Source organism: Variovorax sp. Soil_C_33 (assembly GCF_057656935.1).
Genome location: NZ_JBDGJK010000002.1, coordinates 86,959 through 100,184, shown reverse-complemented (window position 1 = coordinate 100,184; position 13,226 = coordinate 86,959). Strand labels below are relative to the sequence as shown.

The window sequence follows — 13,226 nt, the reverse complement described above, 5'->3', positions numbered from 1 at the left end:
CCCGATGCCGTCCGACACGGGCCGCGCGCAGCGCTACGTAGCTTCCATGGCATCGCCACTTCATGCGAGGGAAGCACCATGGAACCGTCCGACCTCCGCCCTCTCGCGCTCGTGACGGGTGCGTCCTCCGGCATCGGCCTCCACCTGGCCAAGCTGGCTGCACAGAAGGGCTTCGACCTCGTGATCGGCGCCGACGAGCCGCTCGAGCAGGCCGAGGGCGAGCTGCGCATGCTGGGCGCCGAGGTCGCGAGCGTGCAGGCGGACTTCGCGATGCGCGAGGGAGTCGACAAGCTGCTGCTTGCCGCCGGCGAGCGCAACATCGATGCGCTCTTCGCCAATGCGGGGCACGGCCTCGGCGGCGCCTTTCTCGACCAGGACTTCACCGCGGTCCAGCACGTGATCCACACCAACATCACCGGCACCATCTACCTGCTGTACCGCGTGGCGCGCCACATGAAGGAGCGCGGCCAGGGCCGCATCCTCATCACCGGCTCGATCGCCGGCTTCCAGCCCGGCAGCTTCCAGGCCGTCTACAACGCCACCAAGGCCTTCATCGACTCCTTCTCCTTCGCGCTGCGCAACGAGCTCAAGGACACCGGCGTCACGGTCAGCTGCCTGATGCCGGGCGTGACCGACACGCACTTCTTCGCACGCGCCCACATGCTCGACACCAGGCTGGCCCAGCAGGACGACAAGGCCGACCCGGCCGAGGTGGCCAAGGCGGGCTTCGAGGCCATGATGAAGGGCGAGGCCGACGTGATCGCGGGCTGGAAGAACAAGATGCAGGCCGCGCTCGCCCATGTGACGCCGTCCGACACACTGGCCGAGCAGCACCGCAAGCTGGCCCAACCCGGAAGCGCACGCGAGCCGGAGCGCGCCGGCCATGCCGAACGGTGACGGCACGGCGCCGGCCAAGGCCGCCGCCGAATACCTCGGCAACCACGGCCTGGTGCTGGTGACGGCCGAGTCCTGCACCGCGGGCCTGATCGCCTCGCGCCTGGCCGAGGTGCCCGGTGCGGGCCAGGTACTGGAGTCGGCCTTCGTGGTGTACGACCCCAAGTCCAAGCAGCGCTGCCTGGGCGTGAGCGCCGAGACCCTCGATCGCCACAACCTCACGAGCGAGCCCGTCGCACTCGAGATGGCCCGCGGCGCGCTCAGGCACAGCGACGCGAACCTGGCCATCGCCAACACCGGCGTGGCCGACGATGCCGACCCGGCGGTCAAGCCCGGCACCCAGTGCTTCGCGTGGGGCTTTCGCGAAGGCAAGCGCACGCAGGTGTTCACCGAGACCAAGCTGTTCGACGGCAACCGCAACGAGATCCGCGAAGCCGCCGCCGACTACGCGCTGCGACGCATCGCGCACTACCACCGGCGCTTCAAGCCATGAGGCGGCCAGGCGCCGCTCAGCCCACGGACACCACCAGCAGCGCGAGCGAGGCCGCCGCCATCGCGGCCGTGGCCAGCCAGCCCAGCAGCTTCCACTTGAAGGGCAGCACGATGCTGCCCATCACCTTGGGGCTGGACGCCGCGATCATCACGGCCACCATCACCGGCACCGAGATCACCGCGTTGATCACCGCCGACCAGTACAGCGCCGAGATCGGATTCACGCCCGACAGGCTGATCCCCACGCCGACGGCCATGGCGGCGGCAAGGATGCCGTAGAAGGCGCGGCCCTTGGCCGGCGGCAGGTTCATGCCCTTGCGCAGATGGAAGTAGCTCGCCACCGCATCCGCAGCCGATCCGGCGAGCACCGGCAGGGCCAGCATGCCGGTGCCGATGATGCCCATCGCGAACAGCAGGAAGGCCGCGTCGCCCGCGATGGGGCGCAGCGCCGCGGCGGCCTGCGCCGTGGTCTCGATGTCGGTCTTGCCGTTGACATGCAGCGTGGCCGCGGTGGCGAAGATCATGAAGAGGGCGATCAGGTTCGAGAAGCCCATGCCGACCGCGGTGTCGATGCGCAGCCGCCGCAGCTGGCGGCGCGCCTGATCGGGCGCGCTGCGCAACGGCTGGTCCTCGGGCACGCGCTTGATCTCCTCGCATTCCTGCGCCGCCTGCCAGAAGAACAGATAGGGACTGATGGTGGTGCCGAGGATGGCGACGACGGTCGTGACGTGTTCCTTGCTCCACTGGAAGGAAGGCAAGGCGAGCTCCTTGAGCGCGGCGGCCCAGTCCACGCCGACCACGCAAACGACGCCCACATAGGCAAAGAGCGACAGCGTCAGCCACTTGAGCACGCGCACGTAGCGCTCGTAGGGCAGGAACACCTGCAGCAGCAGCGATACGACGCCGAAGCCCACCGCGTACCACGCGGGCCGCCCCGGCAGCACCATGGCGGCCGAGTCGCCCATGGCGTTGAGGTCGGCGCCGAGGTTGATGACGTTGGCGGTGAGCAGCAGCAGCACCAGCGCGGCTACCAGCCATTTGGGGCAGAAGCGCTCGAAGGCCCCCACCAGCCCGTGCCCGGTGACGCGCCCGATACGCGCGCTCGCGAGCTGGATGCCCACCATCAGCGGATAGGTGAACAGCATCAGGGAACCCGCGCCGTAGCCGAGCTGCGCGCCGGCCTGCGAGTAGGTCGCGATGCCGCTCGGGTCGTCGTCCGCGGCGCCGGTGATCAGGCCCGGCCCGAGCTTGGCCCACCAGCGCTCTTTGGCGCGGTCGCTCGCAGGGTCCGCGGTGGAAGCGGGAGTGCCCATGTGTGGCTCCAAGGAACAGCAGCGCCGCACCTTCGCCCGGCCGTGCGCGCCGGCTCATCGGCCGGTGCCGCGCCGCGCTGTGGGACTTCGTCGAGTCTGCGCGGTGGACGCGGTCTTGGACGACAAGGGGCGCAGCGGCTGCTGACTACGGTGAATCGCATCGACCCCTCAACCCGCAGGAGCAACGAGCCATGACTTCTTCTTCCGATTCCGACGACGTCGCCGTGAAGCAGCGCAAGGTACAGCGCGAACAGGACGCCAAGGACCGTGCCGCCCCCGACAAGCCCAAGAGCAAGAAGCCGATGCAGGCCGGCCACCGCCCCGAGCCCGAGAACCCGATGCCGGCGCAGCATCTCAAGAAGCCCGGGCTCGAAGCCGAGATGGACCTGCAGCCGCGGTTCAAGGCCTCGGGTTACCTCGGCAGCGGCAAGCTCGACGGCATGGTGGCGCTGGTGACCGGCGGCGACTCGGGCATCGGCCGCGCGGTGGCACTGCTGTACGCGCGCGAGGGCGCGGAGGTCGCGATCGTCTACCTCGACGAAGAGCAGGTCGATGCCGAGGAGACCAAGCGCTGCGTCGAGGCCGAGGGCAAGCATTGCGTGCTGATCCCCGGCGACGTGCGCGACCCGGCCTTCTGCAAGCGCGCCGTCGAAGAGACCGTGCAGGCCTTCGGCAAGCTCGACATCCTGGTCAACAACGCGGCCTTCCAGCTGCACGCGGCCAGCATCGAGGACATCACCGACGAGCGCCTCGACCTCACGTTCAAGACCAACATCTACGGCTACTTCCAGATGGCGCGCGCCGCGGTGCCGCATCTGCGCAAGGGCGGCTCGATCATCAACTCCGGCTCCGTCACCGGGCTGGAGGGCAGCCCGCAGCTGCTCGACTACGCCACCACCAAGGGCGCGATCCATGCCTTCACCAAGTCGCTCGCGAGCAACCTGCTGGACCGCGGCATCCGCGTCAACGCCGTCGCGCCGGGTCCGGTGTGGACGCCGCTGAATCCCTCCGATCGACCGGCCGAGGAGGTGCAGAACTTCGGCAAGCACACCGACATGAAGCGGCCCGCGCAACCCGAAGAGATGTCGCCGGCCTACGTGTTCCTCGCGGCGCCGTGCTGCGCGAGCTACATCACCGGCATCGTGCTGCCGATTACCGGGAGCGTGGGCGCGGTCTAGCGCGGCGCTGGCGCCGGTACCAGTGCGAAGCCAGCACGTTGCCGAGCGTCACGGCGCCGAGCAGCAGCAGCTGACGGATCAGCACGGCGCTGGCGCGCGCCACCCGCCGGTCGATCTCCGCCTGCGCGGCGGCCGTGCGGCCCAGGCCCGAATAGTCAGGCGGCGGCGGCGTTGCGACCGATGCCACCGCCGCGCTGCCGTCCACGCGATCGGTGCCGGCCGCATCCTCGGCAGCGCTCGCCTCGGTGGCCGCCACCGCCTTGGCGCCCGAGACGGAACCGTGCTCGTTGGCATAGACCTTGGTGAACTCGGCGCCCAGCAGGAAGATCTGCGCCGCGTAGTAGACCCACGCCACCAGCACCACCAGCGAGCCCGCCGCGGCGAAGGATTCGTTGACGCCGCTCTTGCCGAGGTAGAGCCCGATCGCGAGCTTGCCGAGCTCGAACAGCACGGCCGTGACGGCGGCGCCGATCCACACGTCGCGCCAAGCGATCCGCGCCGTCGGCATGAGTTTGAAGATCATGGCGAACAGCACGGTGACGATGCCCAGCGAAATCACCACGTTGAGCATGTGCAGCAGTGCCTCCGATCCCGGCATCAGGCCGCCGAACCAGCTGCCGAAGGCCGCCAGCGCGGCGCTCACCAGCAGCGACACCATCAGCAGGAAAGCCAGCCCGAGGATCAGGCCGAAGGACAGGAGGCGCGCGCGCAGCACGGCCCACACGCCCGAGGGCTTTTCCCTTTCGGGCACGTGCCAGATGCGGTCCAGCGCGCTTTGCAGCTCGGCGAAGACGGTGGTGGCGCCGATCAACAGAACCACCACGCTGATCAGGCCGGCTACCAGTCCCTTGCCGGGCTCGTCGACGCTGCGCAGCATCGACTCCACCGCGACCGCCCCCTCGCGCCCGACCAGCCCCGAGATCTGCTCCACGATCTGCCCCTGCGCCGCCTCCCGCCCGAAGATCGCGCCGGCGATCGCGATGACGATCACCAGCAGCGGGGCCAGCGAGAAGATGGTGTAGTAGGAGATGGCCGCGCCCATGCTCGGCGCGTAGTCGTCGACCCAGGCCATGACGGCCTTGCGGCACAGATCGAAGAGCTGCTTGGCTTTCATGGCGTGCGAATGTCGTGGTGGACGCAATGTCTTTCGCGGCGCGCCGATGCGCCATGCGCCAAGCTTGCGACTTGGAGTAGGTGGCGGCCCACGCCCCGCGCCGTCGCCGCTGCGGCTAGCGCTTCGGCGCGCCGCCCAGCACCCGCACCAGTTCGTCGTACACCAGCCGCACCCGCGCCGGCACCGGCGAACGCTGCACGCGGTAGACGTACACCGGCCAGGGTTCCGGCGCCTCGGCGTCGAGCACCGGCACGAGCGCGCCGGACTGCAGCCCCGGATCGGCCAGCGGTGCGACGAGCTGGCTGAAGCCCAGGCCGGCCAGCACGGCCGCGCATTCGGCATCGGTGTCGTCGGTGACGAATGCGGGCGCGGACAGCGTCATCAGCCGCCCCCTGCTGAAGGGCCAGGGCCACGGGCGGCCCGAGTTGCGATCGATCAGCGCCGTGAGCGGCAGGCGCGCGAGTTCGTCGATGCTTTGCGGCACCCCGGTGCGCGCGATGAGCGACGGCGCCGCGACCACGCGCAGCGCCATCGTGCCGACGGGCTTGGCGACGAAGCGGCTGTCGCGCAAGGGGCCGGCGCGCACGCCGACATCGATCTGCTCGGCGACCACGTCGGCCAGTTGCTCCGAGAGCCTGAGGTCCAGCGTGAGGCCCGGATGCGCGGCCAGCATCGGCGCCAGCGCCTGCGGAATCAGCCGCCGGCCGAGCACGCTGGGCGCCGCCACGCGCACGGTGCCCGCGTGCTGGGAGAGCGCGCGGCGGTCGATGCGGTGAAAGAGCTGGTCCACGCCGCCGACCGCCACGCGTGCCCGCTCGGCCAGCTGCCGGCCGAAGTCGGTGAGCTGCACGCCGCGCGTGCTGCGGTGGAACAGCGGCTCGCCCAGCGCTTCCTCGAGCTCGCGCACCGCGCGCGTCACGACCTGCGGCGAGACCGACAGCCGGATCGCCGCATCGCGGAAGTTGGCGGCATCGGCCGCGGTGCAGAACACGCGCAGGGCTTCGAGACGGTTGGACATGGAGTGTTCCGGGTTGGCGAATTCTGAACTCGCCAGAGTTTCATTTACGGGAACGCCCGGATTTTCCACACTGAGGGCGTCTCTTCAACAACCCAGCGAAAGGAATTCACCATGACATCCGTTCAAGACAACATCCAGGGCAAGGTCGCCATCGTCACCGGCGCGAGCAGCGGGCTCGGCGAATCGACGGCGCGCCACCTCGCCGCGCGCGGCGCCAAGGTCGTGCTCGCGGCGCGACGCACCGACCGGCTCGAGCAGGTCGTCGCCGAGATCCGCGAAGCCGGCGGCGAGGCCATCGCGGTCGCGACCGACGTGGCGAAGCAGGCCGACCTCGAGAAGCTGGCCGCCGCCACCATCGAGGCCTTCGGCCGCATCGACGTGCTGGTCAACAACGCCGGCGTGATGCCGCTGTCGCCGCTGGACAAGCTCAAGGTCGACGAATGGGACCGCACCATCGACGTCAACATCAAGGGCGTGCTCTACGGCATCGCCGCCGTGCTGCCGCGCATGAAGGCGCAGGGCAGCGGCCACATCGTCAACGTCGCATCGATCGCGGGACTGAAAGTGTTCACGCCGATCGGCACCGTGTACAGCGCGACCAAGCATGCGGTGCGGGCGATCTCCGAGGGCTTGCGCGTCGAGGTCGGCAACAGCGGCGTGCGCGTGACCATCGTGTCGCCGGGTGCCGTCGAGTCGGAACTCAAGCACGGCAGCAGCGACCCGGAGAGCGCGGCGGGCGTGAAGGCCTTCTACGACGCGAACCAGATTCCGGCGGACTCGGTGGCGCGCGCGGTCGTCTATGCGGTCGAGCAGCCGGCCAACGTGGACATCAATGAAGTGGTGCTGCGGCCGGTGTCGCAGGAGTTCTGAGCGGAAAAAACGCCGGAGGAATCGCGTCCATGCGCTGTGGCCACTGGGTGAAAAGCCGGCGTTACCCGCCTCGAAACCGCCGAACGCCCCCGCGCCAAAAGGTGGACGAAAATCCGCCCACCTTGCACTCAGCCCGCAGCACAAACCTCTCATGAAAATCCAGAAAGACTCCGTCGTCACCCTCCGCTACAAAGTCGCCGACGCCGCCACCCACAAGCTCATTGAAGAGAGCCGCGACCCCATGGTCTATCTGCATGGTGGCTACAACAACACCTTCCCCAAGGTCGAGGCGGCGCTGGAAGGCAAGGAGGCCGGCTTCCAGACCACGCTGGATCTGCAGCCCGAGGACGCCTTCGGCGAGCGCGACGAATCATTGGTGCGCACGATCTCGAAAGCCGACTTCCCGCCGGGCGTCAAGGTGGGCGGCCAGCTCGAGGGCCGCAACGACAACGGGGAGCCGCAGGTCTTCACCGTGATGAAGATCAAGGGCCCGCAGGTGATCCTCGACGGCAACCATCCGCTCGCGGGCAAGGCGCTCAAGTTCAGCGCGACGGTGACCGGCGTGCGCGCTGCGACCGAGGAGGAGATTGCCCATCGCCATGTGCATGGCGAGCATGGGCACCATCACTGAGTGGCGCTATCGCGCCCTCGGATTCCTATCGATCCAAAGCTTCGACAAGCCCGCCGCCATGCTCTCGCGGCTCGGCGACGTCCCGGCGCTCGCAGCTTCATCCGCTGCCGCAATGCCGTTCTCCATCGTTTCTGCCTCCGTCGGCTGCGTGCTCACGCGCGGCATGACTGTGGGGTCGATGTCGGGGGGTGGGATGGCGATGGGCATGGCGTGACTCCTTGCAGCTGCGACTGATTGCAAGGTAGCCCTCGGCCGCGCCCGGCCTGTAGGAAGCCGCCGTGGTCAGCACGGGCGGCCGTCCTGGCTTCGTGTCGGACCGACCAGCGCCCGGCTGCCAGCGCACCTTCTGCGTGTGCTGGACGACAGCCTCGCTCTAGAAGCTCACGCGCAGGCCGATGGTGCCCTGGACCGACGATTTGACCCGGGCGTCGCCGCCGGCGCTGGAGATACGCCCGAGCTCGCCGTACACGGTGGTGGCGGGTGTCAACGCGAGCGAAAGGCCGGCCGCCACTTCGGTCGCGGTGTAGCCGCTCGCACCCGAGATGACAGTGCTGCCGGCAGTGCCGACGAAGGTCGCCACGTCGGTGCCTGAACTGGCACGGTAGACGCTGACGCGCGCATAGGGCTGCAGCCGGCCCGCGCCGGTGGGGATATCGCCCTTGATGCGCACGCCCAGCCGGCCGATCCAGCCTGCGTCGGTGTCCTGGTGGATCAGCGCGCCGGCGATCGACACGTCGTCGAAACGCGTTCTCTGGCGGATGAGCTGTGCCTGCGGCTCGATGCTCCAGCGCTCGGTCAGGGCGAAGGACTTGCCGGCTTCTATCGATGCCGAGAAGCTGCGCGCCTTGCCCGACACCGCGAGACCGCCGTCGGGGCGCACGCTGTAGCGGTGGCGGCCCGCTTGCAGCACGGCCTCGACGTACCAGCCGCTCGCATCGCGCCAGTTGGCATAGCCGCCGAGGTAGCGCGACTGGAGATCGGTGTTGCCGGCTCTGCCGAAGGTGCCGTCCACGTCGACGCCCCCGTCCAGCGAGCCGACGTAGAGGCCGGCGCGCCAGTTGTTGCCGGTCAGAAGGTCGGCGCCTGCCTGCAGGCCGCTCACCTGGCCCCGGCTGTGCGGGGCGACGCTGCCGTGCTGGCGGATGTCGAGGTCGGTGTACACGGCATGCACCCAGAGATCGCGGTTGGGACCCGAATCGCCGGCGCGGCGGTTCAGGCCGCCCAGCATCGCGAGGTCCGCCTGGCGGAACTGCGCCGGGAGGGCGGAGAAGAGCGGCATTTCGTTCCGATAGGCGGATGCGGCGGGGGCGGGCGCGATGGCCTTCGTGTCGGGCTCTGCGGCCGCCGGCTCGCTCGCCGCCGCTGCCGTTTCGGGGCTCTTGGCCCCTTCTCCTTCGGCGGGCGCCGCTGGGGCTGCTGCCGAAGGTGCCGGTGCCGGTGCCGGTGCCGGTGCCGGTGCTGGTGCAGGTGCAGGTGCAGGCGCAGGCGCAGGTGCAGGCGCAGGTGCAGGTGCAGGTGCAGGTGCAGGCGCAGGCGCAGGCGCAGGTGCAGGCGCAGGTGCCGGCGCAGGTGCCGGCGCAGGTGCCGGCGCAGGTGCGGGTGCCGAGCACGTGGCTTTGCCGACATCCTTGTCGTTGCCGCAGTTCCCCGCCGACGCGGTACCTGCGAAGGCGAGGAGCGCCGCCGCCGCACAAGCCTGGAGTTCCTTGACCCCGCTGAACTCCGGCGCTTGGAGTCGCAAATCGGCAACCGGGGTGCCGGTCGCCGCCGCCTTGCCGACGCCTGTTGCCAGCTCCGAGGCCACGGCCCAAAGACCCTTGGCGGCATTCCAGATGATCCTGAAAACGCGGTTCATATCGTCTCCTCCATCCCCCGCCGAAGCGGTAATTGAATACTTTTGACTTTAGTACTGAGGTATTCAATTTCTAAGGAAGAAGTTCACACAATCGGTTACAGAACCGTGACCTGGCGGCGAATTGCTATGGTTTGGATAGCAGTCAAGGCCCATCCCACGAGCATTCGTGAGATTTTTCACATTACGGAGGATGGAACGCGCCCCTTCAACGAAGGCACGGAGGGTAGGATGAAACCAGGCACTCGGCGACGCGAGCGCCGCCCAAGGCGCCGGCCTGGGCGCCAGGAGATCAGGCGAAAGCCGGCGTCAGACGCGCTTCGCCGGCGCCGGCGCCGGCGCCGGCAAGGGTTTCAGGATGCCGTCGCGCGGCTGTTTCGAGCGGGGCGCGAAGCGGCCGTTGTCAGACCCACCAGCGACCGGCTGCCAGCGCGGCGGCCAGGGCGAAGGGGCCGGTGCTCTCGGCGGCACACCAGATGAACTGCGACACCTCGCCGCCTCCGGGCACGCTGGACGCAGCCATCAGCGCGAAGGTGCAGATGCCGAGGGCGTAGTGGCCCATCACGGCGAGGAAGGGAACAGCGAAGCCCATCACGGGGCCGCGCGCCTTGCGCTGGGCGGCAGCCGAGCTCGGCAGCGTCACTTCGGCACGCTGCACGGCAGCGGCCCCTCCTGCGGGCCGCTCGCGCTTCTCGAAATAGCTGTGCTGCAGTTGCTGTTCGGTGTTCATGCAGTTGTTGATGGGGATCGATGGCGGCGCGCGAATTGTGAACGGATCGGCGTGGCGCCCATCCAACAAACAGCCCGGCCTTTCCCCTTCTGTTGTTCCGCGGGCGGTGCGACTGCGTTCCACCGGCCGCACTTCAGGAACAGGATGGGGCCCCCATGTGCGAGGTTTCGCTCTTCTCGCACCCGAACAGAATGAGCGCCTCGCAAGAAAGCACGCACGCCATGACCTCCACCGTCGCCGCCAGCCCCATCGTCCAGATCAAGGCCCTGGGCTTCCCCTGGGAAACCATCGACCCGTTTCTCTTCTGCGTCTACCACGACGACGCCTACCCCAAGGCCAACGCGCAGATGGGGCCCGACGCCCCACTGGCCGGGCGCGACCTGGGCCAGGACTTCAGCCGCAAGGACGGCTGGAGCATGTACCACGGCAATCCGGTGCCGGGCTTTCCGGGACATCCGCACCGCGGCTTCGAGACGGTGACCATCGTGCGCAAGGGGCTGATCGATCACTCCGATTCGCTGGGCGCGACCGCGCGCTTCGGCGGCGGCGACGTGCAGTGGCTCACGGCCGGCAAGGGCATCGTGCATTCGGAGATGTTCCCGCTGCTCGATGCTTCTGCGCCCAATCCGCTCGAGCTGTTCCAGATCTGGCTCAACCTGCCGGCGCGCAGCAAGATGGCCGAGCCGCATTTCACGATGTTCTGGGCCGAGGACATTCCGCGCTTCACCGCGATGGATGCCGACGGCCATGCGACCGAGGTTTCGGTCGTCGCGGGTCGCATCGGGCCGGTGGACGGCGAGCCCGACGACGGCGGCCCGCTGGCGCCGCCGCCCGACTCGTGGGCCGCGCACCCCGATGCGGACCTTGCGATCTGGACCATTCGCATGGAACCCCATGCCTGCTGGATGCTGCCGGCCGCGGCCGGCGAGGGCACGCGGCGCAGCCTGTATTTCTTCAAGGGCGCGTCGGTTAGCGTGGCGGGCCAGAAGATCGGGAACCACGCCGCCATCGAGCTGCGCGCCGACGCCAAGGCGGAGCTGGTCAACGGCGACGAGCCGAGCGAGTTCCTGCTGCTGCAGGGCCGCCCGATCGGCGAGCCGGTGGCGCAGTACGGCCCCTTCGTGATGAACACGCAGACCGAGATCGCGCAGGCCATGGCCGATTACCGCCGCACGCAGTTCGGCGGCTGGCCCTGGCCCGACATGGCGCCGGTGCACGGGCGCGACGCGGCGCGCTTTGCGCGGCATCCGGACGGGCGCGAAGAGAAGCCGAGTTAGGGCCTGTTGACAGGCCTTAGCACCCGGCCGGCGGCTGCACGAACCAGCGCCCGCCTGCGCCCTGGTGCAGGTCGACGCGGGTGAAGAAGAAGTCCCAGGCGAAGCCGATGTCGCCCATGTCGCCGCTCGAGATCGCGCGCAGGCCGAAGAGCCCGCCCGCGACCGCGCGGCCCGCCGCGACGTGGGCGCCCGGCGCGGCGTTCACCGTGTTGCAGCCCGCGGGCGGCGGCGGCGGTGGCGGCGGCCCGCTGGTGTCGGCCGCATGGCGCGAGAAGAAGTCCCAGACGATGTCGGGATAGCTCGGCCCGCGCTGCAAGGCCCATCGGCCGTCGCGGCCGTCCTGGCCGCCGATCCAGTAGTGGCCGTGGTCGGTGTCGCCGGGGTCGGGCGTGGCCGTGGGGCCGTTGTAGAACACGGTCTCGACCAGCGAGCGGCTGCCCGGCTGGGCGTCGACGGTGTAGAAGACCTGCTGGCAGTTGTAGCCGGGGCCGTTGGCCGGGGTGCAGGCACGCTGCTGCGCCTGCGCTTCCGCGGGGCTGTTGTGCGACGCGTCGCCATTGAGCAGCAGCTGCGCATCGCGCAGGTTGCGGCCGGCCGGCTGGATCACGGTGCAGTCCTGGTTGTTCTGCAACACCATCAGCGGGATCGGGTAGCTCGCATTGCGCTCGCGCTGCATGTCGGCGACCACCTGGCTCACCGCATGAAAGGTGGCGCTGCCGGGGCAGCCCGAGAAGGACACCGAGGCCGCATCTTCGCCGTAGGGCAGGCCCGACGCGCTGGCCGCGGCCGCGAAGTACTCGTTGTGGGTGACCGAGAGCACCACCGCCATCGCGCCGCCGGCGGAGAGGCCGGTGACGTAGCGCCGCTTCGGGTCGATGCCGAAGCGCGATTCGACCTGCCGCGCGATCTGGTGCAGGTCTTCGGGCTCGCCGCGGCCCTGGTGGCGGTGCTGGTCGAGCCAGAAGCCCCAGCAGTTGGTGTTGCGCAGGCCGTCGTAACTGGTGATGAAGGGCGCGACGAGGATGAAGCGATGGCGGTCGGCCGCCGCCGTGAGGCCCCAGTCGCGCAGCACGTCGTCGTGCGTCTGCTGGCAGCCGTGCAGCGCCATCACCATCGGCGCCGGGGCCGTGAGGCCGTCGGGCACGTAGACCTTGTACTGCCGCTCGCGCGAGCCCGAATGGCCTTGCGGGCTCAGCGTGAAGGCGCTGGTGGTGCCGGCCTGCGCGGGCAGGCTGGCGAGTTCGAGCAGCGCCAACAGGAGGATGGCGAGCCAACGTGTCGGGGGCAGGTAGGCCATGTGCACCGTCCTTTGGCTGAGGGCGGGGCCGATCTTCTCACCAGCGCGCCAGCGATGGAGAGCTCCCATTGTTTCTGCGACATGAACGCCGAGGTGCGAAAAGGCACATCCACAACGGCATCTGCAGACGCAAACTTCATCCCACAAACCCACCGATCAACCCCTCTGAAGGAATCCGACAAATGAACACCGCCTCCAAGCTCCTTTCCGGTTTTGCGCTTGCGATCCTCGCTGCCGCCGGCGTCAATGCAGAGACGTACGACGGCGTTTCCAAGGTCAGCTCGACGAAGAGCCGCGATGCCGCGCGCGTCGAAGGCGCGGCCGCCGCACGCAGCGGCGACCAGTTCGGCGAAGTCGCCGGGCAAGGCGTCGTCAGCGTCGCCAATTCGGTTGACCGTGCATCCGTTCGCTCGCAAGGCGTGGCCGCTGCGCGCAGCGCAAACCCTTACGCGGAAGGCTACGGCCAGGGCGTGACGCGGGTCGATTCGACCGTCGACCGCTCCAGCGTGCGCGTCCAGGCGCGAGCCGCAGCGCACGGCGATCGTCTCGCGCTCTGAGGC

14 protein-coding genes and 2 pseudogenes are annotated in these 13,226 nt (G+C 69.2%); 9 read left to right on the top strand and 7 right to left on the bottom strand.

The genetic code is table 11. The features are described 5' to 3' along the window. Positions 1–78: 78 nt before the first annotated feature. Together AC3A6B_RS03375 and AC3A6B_RS03370 are read left to right on the top strand one after the other, a co-directional pair. Positions 79–897, top strand: coding sequence for an SDR family NAD(P)-dependent oxidoreductase (locus AC3A6B_RS03375; protein WP_487835350.1), 819 nt, complete (start codon positions 79–81; stop codon positions 895–897). Then, positions 884–1,387, top strand: a complete 504-nt coding sequence (locus AC3A6B_RS03370; RefSeq protein ID WP_487835349.1) for a CinA family protein — start codon at positions 884–886, stop codon at positions 1,385–1,387. The genes AC3A6B_RS03375 and AC3A6B_RS03370 overlap by 14 nt, the downstream gene beginning before the upstream one ends. A gap of 16 nt (positions 1,388–1,403) precedes the next feature. Here AC3A6B_RS03370 and AC3A6B_RS03365 read toward each other — a convergent pair whose 3' ends face one another. Next, positions 1,404–2,699: an NRAMP family divalent metal transporter gene (locus AC3A6B_RS03365; RefSeq protein ID WP_487835348.1), complete on the bottom strand. Its 1,296-nt coding sequence runs from the start codon at positions 2,697–2,699 to the stop codon at positions 1,404–1,406. Positions 2,700–2,890: 191 nt separating this feature from the next. Between AC3A6B_RS03365 and AC3A6B_RS03360 the strand changes: the two genes are divergently transcribed. After that, positions 2,891–3,877: an SDR family oxidoreductase gene (locus AC3A6B_RS03360; protein ID WP_487835347.1), complete on the top strand. Its 987-nt coding sequence runs from the start codon at positions 2,891–2,893 to the stop codon at positions 3,875–3,877. Here the strand turns inward: AC3A6B_RS03360 and AC3A6B_RS03355 are convergent. Together AC3A6B_RS03355 and AC3A6B_RS03350 are read right to left on the bottom strand one after the other, a co-directional pair. Further along, entirely contained in the window at positions 3,852–4,991 is a 1,140-nt protein-coding gene (locus AC3A6B_RS03355) for a YihY/virulence factor BrkB family protein (RefSeq protein ID WP_487835346.1), read from the bottom strand. The two genes, AC3A6B_RS03360 and AC3A6B_RS03355, sit on opposite strands and share 26 nt — an antisense overlap. Before the next feature lie 115 nt (positions 4,992–5,106). Continuing rightward, complete coding sequence (locus tag AC3A6B_RS03350) at positions 5,107–6,009, bottom strand: LysR family transcriptional regulator (RefSeq protein WP_487835345.1); 903 nt, start codon at positions 6,007–6,009, stop codon at positions 5,107–5,109. Positions 6,010–6,120: 111 nt separating this feature from the next. Between AC3A6B_RS03350 and AC3A6B_RS03345 the strand changes: the two genes are divergently transcribed. From AC3A6B_RS03345 to AC3A6B_RS03335, 3 genes are all read left to right on the top strand, one after another. Continuing rightward, the gene (locus AC3A6B_RS03345; RefSeq protein ID WP_487835344.1) at positions 6,121–6,879 is read left to right on the top strand and encodes an SDR family oxidoreductase; all 759 of its coding nucleotides are present in this window, start codon (positions 6,121–6,123) and stop codon (positions 6,877–6,879) included. Between the two features lie 151 nt (positions 6,880–7,030). Beyond that, positions 7,031–7,510 carry an FKBP-type peptidyl-prolyl cis-trans isomerase gene (locus AC3A6B_RS03340; RefSeq protein ID WP_487835343.1) on the top strand — a complete coding sequence of 160 codons (480 nt, stop codon included), beginning with the start codon at positions 7,031–7,033 and terminating at the stop codon, positions 7,508–7,510. Next, the gene (locus AC3A6B_RS03335; RefSeq protein ID WP_487835342.1) at positions 7,494–7,724 is read left to right on the top strand and encodes a hypothetical protein; all 231 of its coding nucleotides are present in this window, start codon (positions 7,494–7,496) and stop codon (positions 7,722–7,724) included. The genes AC3A6B_RS03340 and AC3A6B_RS03335 overlap by 17 nt, the downstream gene beginning before the upstream one ends. A 159-nt stretch (positions 7,725–7,883) precedes the next feature. Here the strand turns inward: AC3A6B_RS03335 and AC3A6B_RS03330 are convergent. Next, positions 7,884–8,858, bottom strand: a pseudogene (locus AC3A6B_RS03330) (autotransporter domain-containing protein); the annotation flags it as partial. A 77-nt stretch (positions 8,859–8,935) separates the two neighbouring features. Here AC3A6B_RS03330 and AC3A6B_RS03325 point away from each other — a divergent pair. After that, entirely contained in the window at positions 8,936–9,220 is a 285-nt protein-coding gene (locus tag AC3A6B_RS03325) for a hypothetical protein (protein ID WP_487835725.1), read from the top strand. A gap of 49 nt (positions 9,221–9,269) precedes the next feature. On the opposite strand, the pseudogene AC3A6B_RS03320 reads toward AC3A6B_RS03325, so the two are convergent. Together AC3A6B_RS03320 and AC3A6B_RS03315 are read right to left on the bottom strand one after the other, a co-directional pair. Further along, positions 9,270–9,365 (bottom strand): annotated as a pseudogene (locus tag AC3A6B_RS03320) (ESPR domain-containing protein); the annotation flags it as partial. 400 nt (positions 9,366–9,765) lie between these two features. Beyond that, positions 9,766–10,092 (bottom strand): hypothetical protein, encoded by a 327-nt coding sequence (locus tag AC3A6B_RS03315; protein ID WP_487835341.1) that lies wholly within the window; start codon positions 10,090–10,092, stop codon positions 9,766–9,768. A gap of 221 nt (positions 10,093–10,313) precedes the next feature. Here AC3A6B_RS03315 and AC3A6B_RS03310 point away from each other — a divergent pair, with 221 nt between their 5' ends. Beyond that, on the top strand, positions 10,314–11,369 hold the full coding sequence (locus tag AC3A6B_RS03310; RefSeq protein WP_487835340.1) for a pirin family protein: 1,056 nt from the start codon (positions 10,314–10,316) through the stop codon (positions 11,367–11,369). 16 nt (positions 11,370–11,385) lie between these two features. On the opposite strand, the gene AC3A6B_RS03305 is transcribed toward AC3A6B_RS03310, so the two are convergent. Beyond that, positions 11,386–12,666: an extracellular catalytic domain type 1 short-chain-length polyhydroxyalkanoate depolymerase gene (locus AC3A6B_RS03305; RefSeq protein WP_487835339.1), complete on the bottom strand. Its 1,281-nt coding sequence runs from the start codon at positions 12,664–12,666 to the stop codon at positions 11,386–11,388. A gap of 182 nt (positions 12,667–12,848) precedes the next feature. On the opposite strand from AC3A6B_RS03305, the gene AC3A6B_RS03300 reads away from it, so the two are divergent. Then, the gene (locus AC3A6B_RS03300) at positions 12,849–13,223 is read left to right on the top strand and encodes a helicase SNF2 (RefSeq protein ID WP_487835338.1); all 375 of its coding nucleotides are present in this window, start codon (positions 12,849–12,851) and stop codon (positions 13,221–13,223) included. The last annotated feature ends 3 nt before the right edge of the window (positions 13,224–13,226 follow it).

Bases quoted from the DNA above. Each gene is read 5' to 3' on its own strand.
- AC3A6B_RS03315 (WP_487835341.1), bottom strand. From the start codon at position 10,092: ATGAACACCGAACAGCAACTGCAGCACAGCTATTTCGAGAAGCGCGAG.
- AC3A6B_RS03335 (WP_487835342.1), top strand. From the start codon at position 7,494: ATGGGCACCATCACTGAGTGGCGCTATCGCGCCCTCGGATTCCTATCG.
- AC3A6B_RS03345 (WP_487835344.1), top strand. From the start codon at position 6,121: ATGACATCCGTTCAAGACAACATCCAGGGCAAGGTCGCCATCGTCACC.
- AC3A6B_RS03305 (WP_487835339.1), bottom strand. From the start codon at position 12,666: ATGGCCTACCTGCCCCCGACACGTTGGCTCGCCATCCTCCTGTTGGCG.
- AC3A6B_RS03340 (WP_487835343.1), top strand. From the start codon at position 7,031: ATGAAAATCCAGAAAGACTCCGTCGTCACCCTCCGCTACAAAGTCGCC.
- AC3A6B_RS03360 (WP_487835347.1), top strand. From the start codon at position 2,891: ATGACTTCTTCTTCCGATTCCGACGACGTCGCCGTGAAGCAGCGCAAG.
- AC3A6B_RS03365 (WP_487835348.1), bottom strand. From the start codon at position 2,699: ATGGGCACTCCCGCTTCCACCGCGGACCCTGCGAGCGACCGCGCCAAA.
- AC3A6B_RS03370 (WP_487835349.1), top strand. From the start codon at position 884: ATGCCGAACGGTGACGGCACGGCGCCGGCCAAGGCCGCCGCCGAATAC.
- AC3A6B_RS03375 (WP_487835350.1), top strand. From the start codon at position 79: ATGGAACCGTCCGACCTCCGCCCTCTCGCGCTCGTGACGGGTGCGTCC.
- AC3A6B_RS03355 (WP_487835346.1), bottom strand. From the start codon at position 4,991: ATGAAAGCCAAGCAGCTCTTCGATCTGTGCCGCAAGGCCGTCATGGCC.
- AC3A6B_RS03300 (WP_487835338.1), top strand. From the start codon at position 12,849: ATGAACACCGCCTCCAAGCTCCTTTCCGGTTTTGCGCTTGCGATCCTC.
- AC3A6B_RS03310 (WP_487835340.1), top strand. From the start codon at position 10,314: ATGACCTCCACCGTCGCCGCCAGCCCCATCGTCCAGATCAAGGCCCTG.
- AC3A6B_RS03350 (WP_487835345.1), bottom strand. From the start codon at position 6,009: ATGTCCAACCGTCTCGAAGCCCTGCGCGTGTTCTGCACCGCGGCCGAT.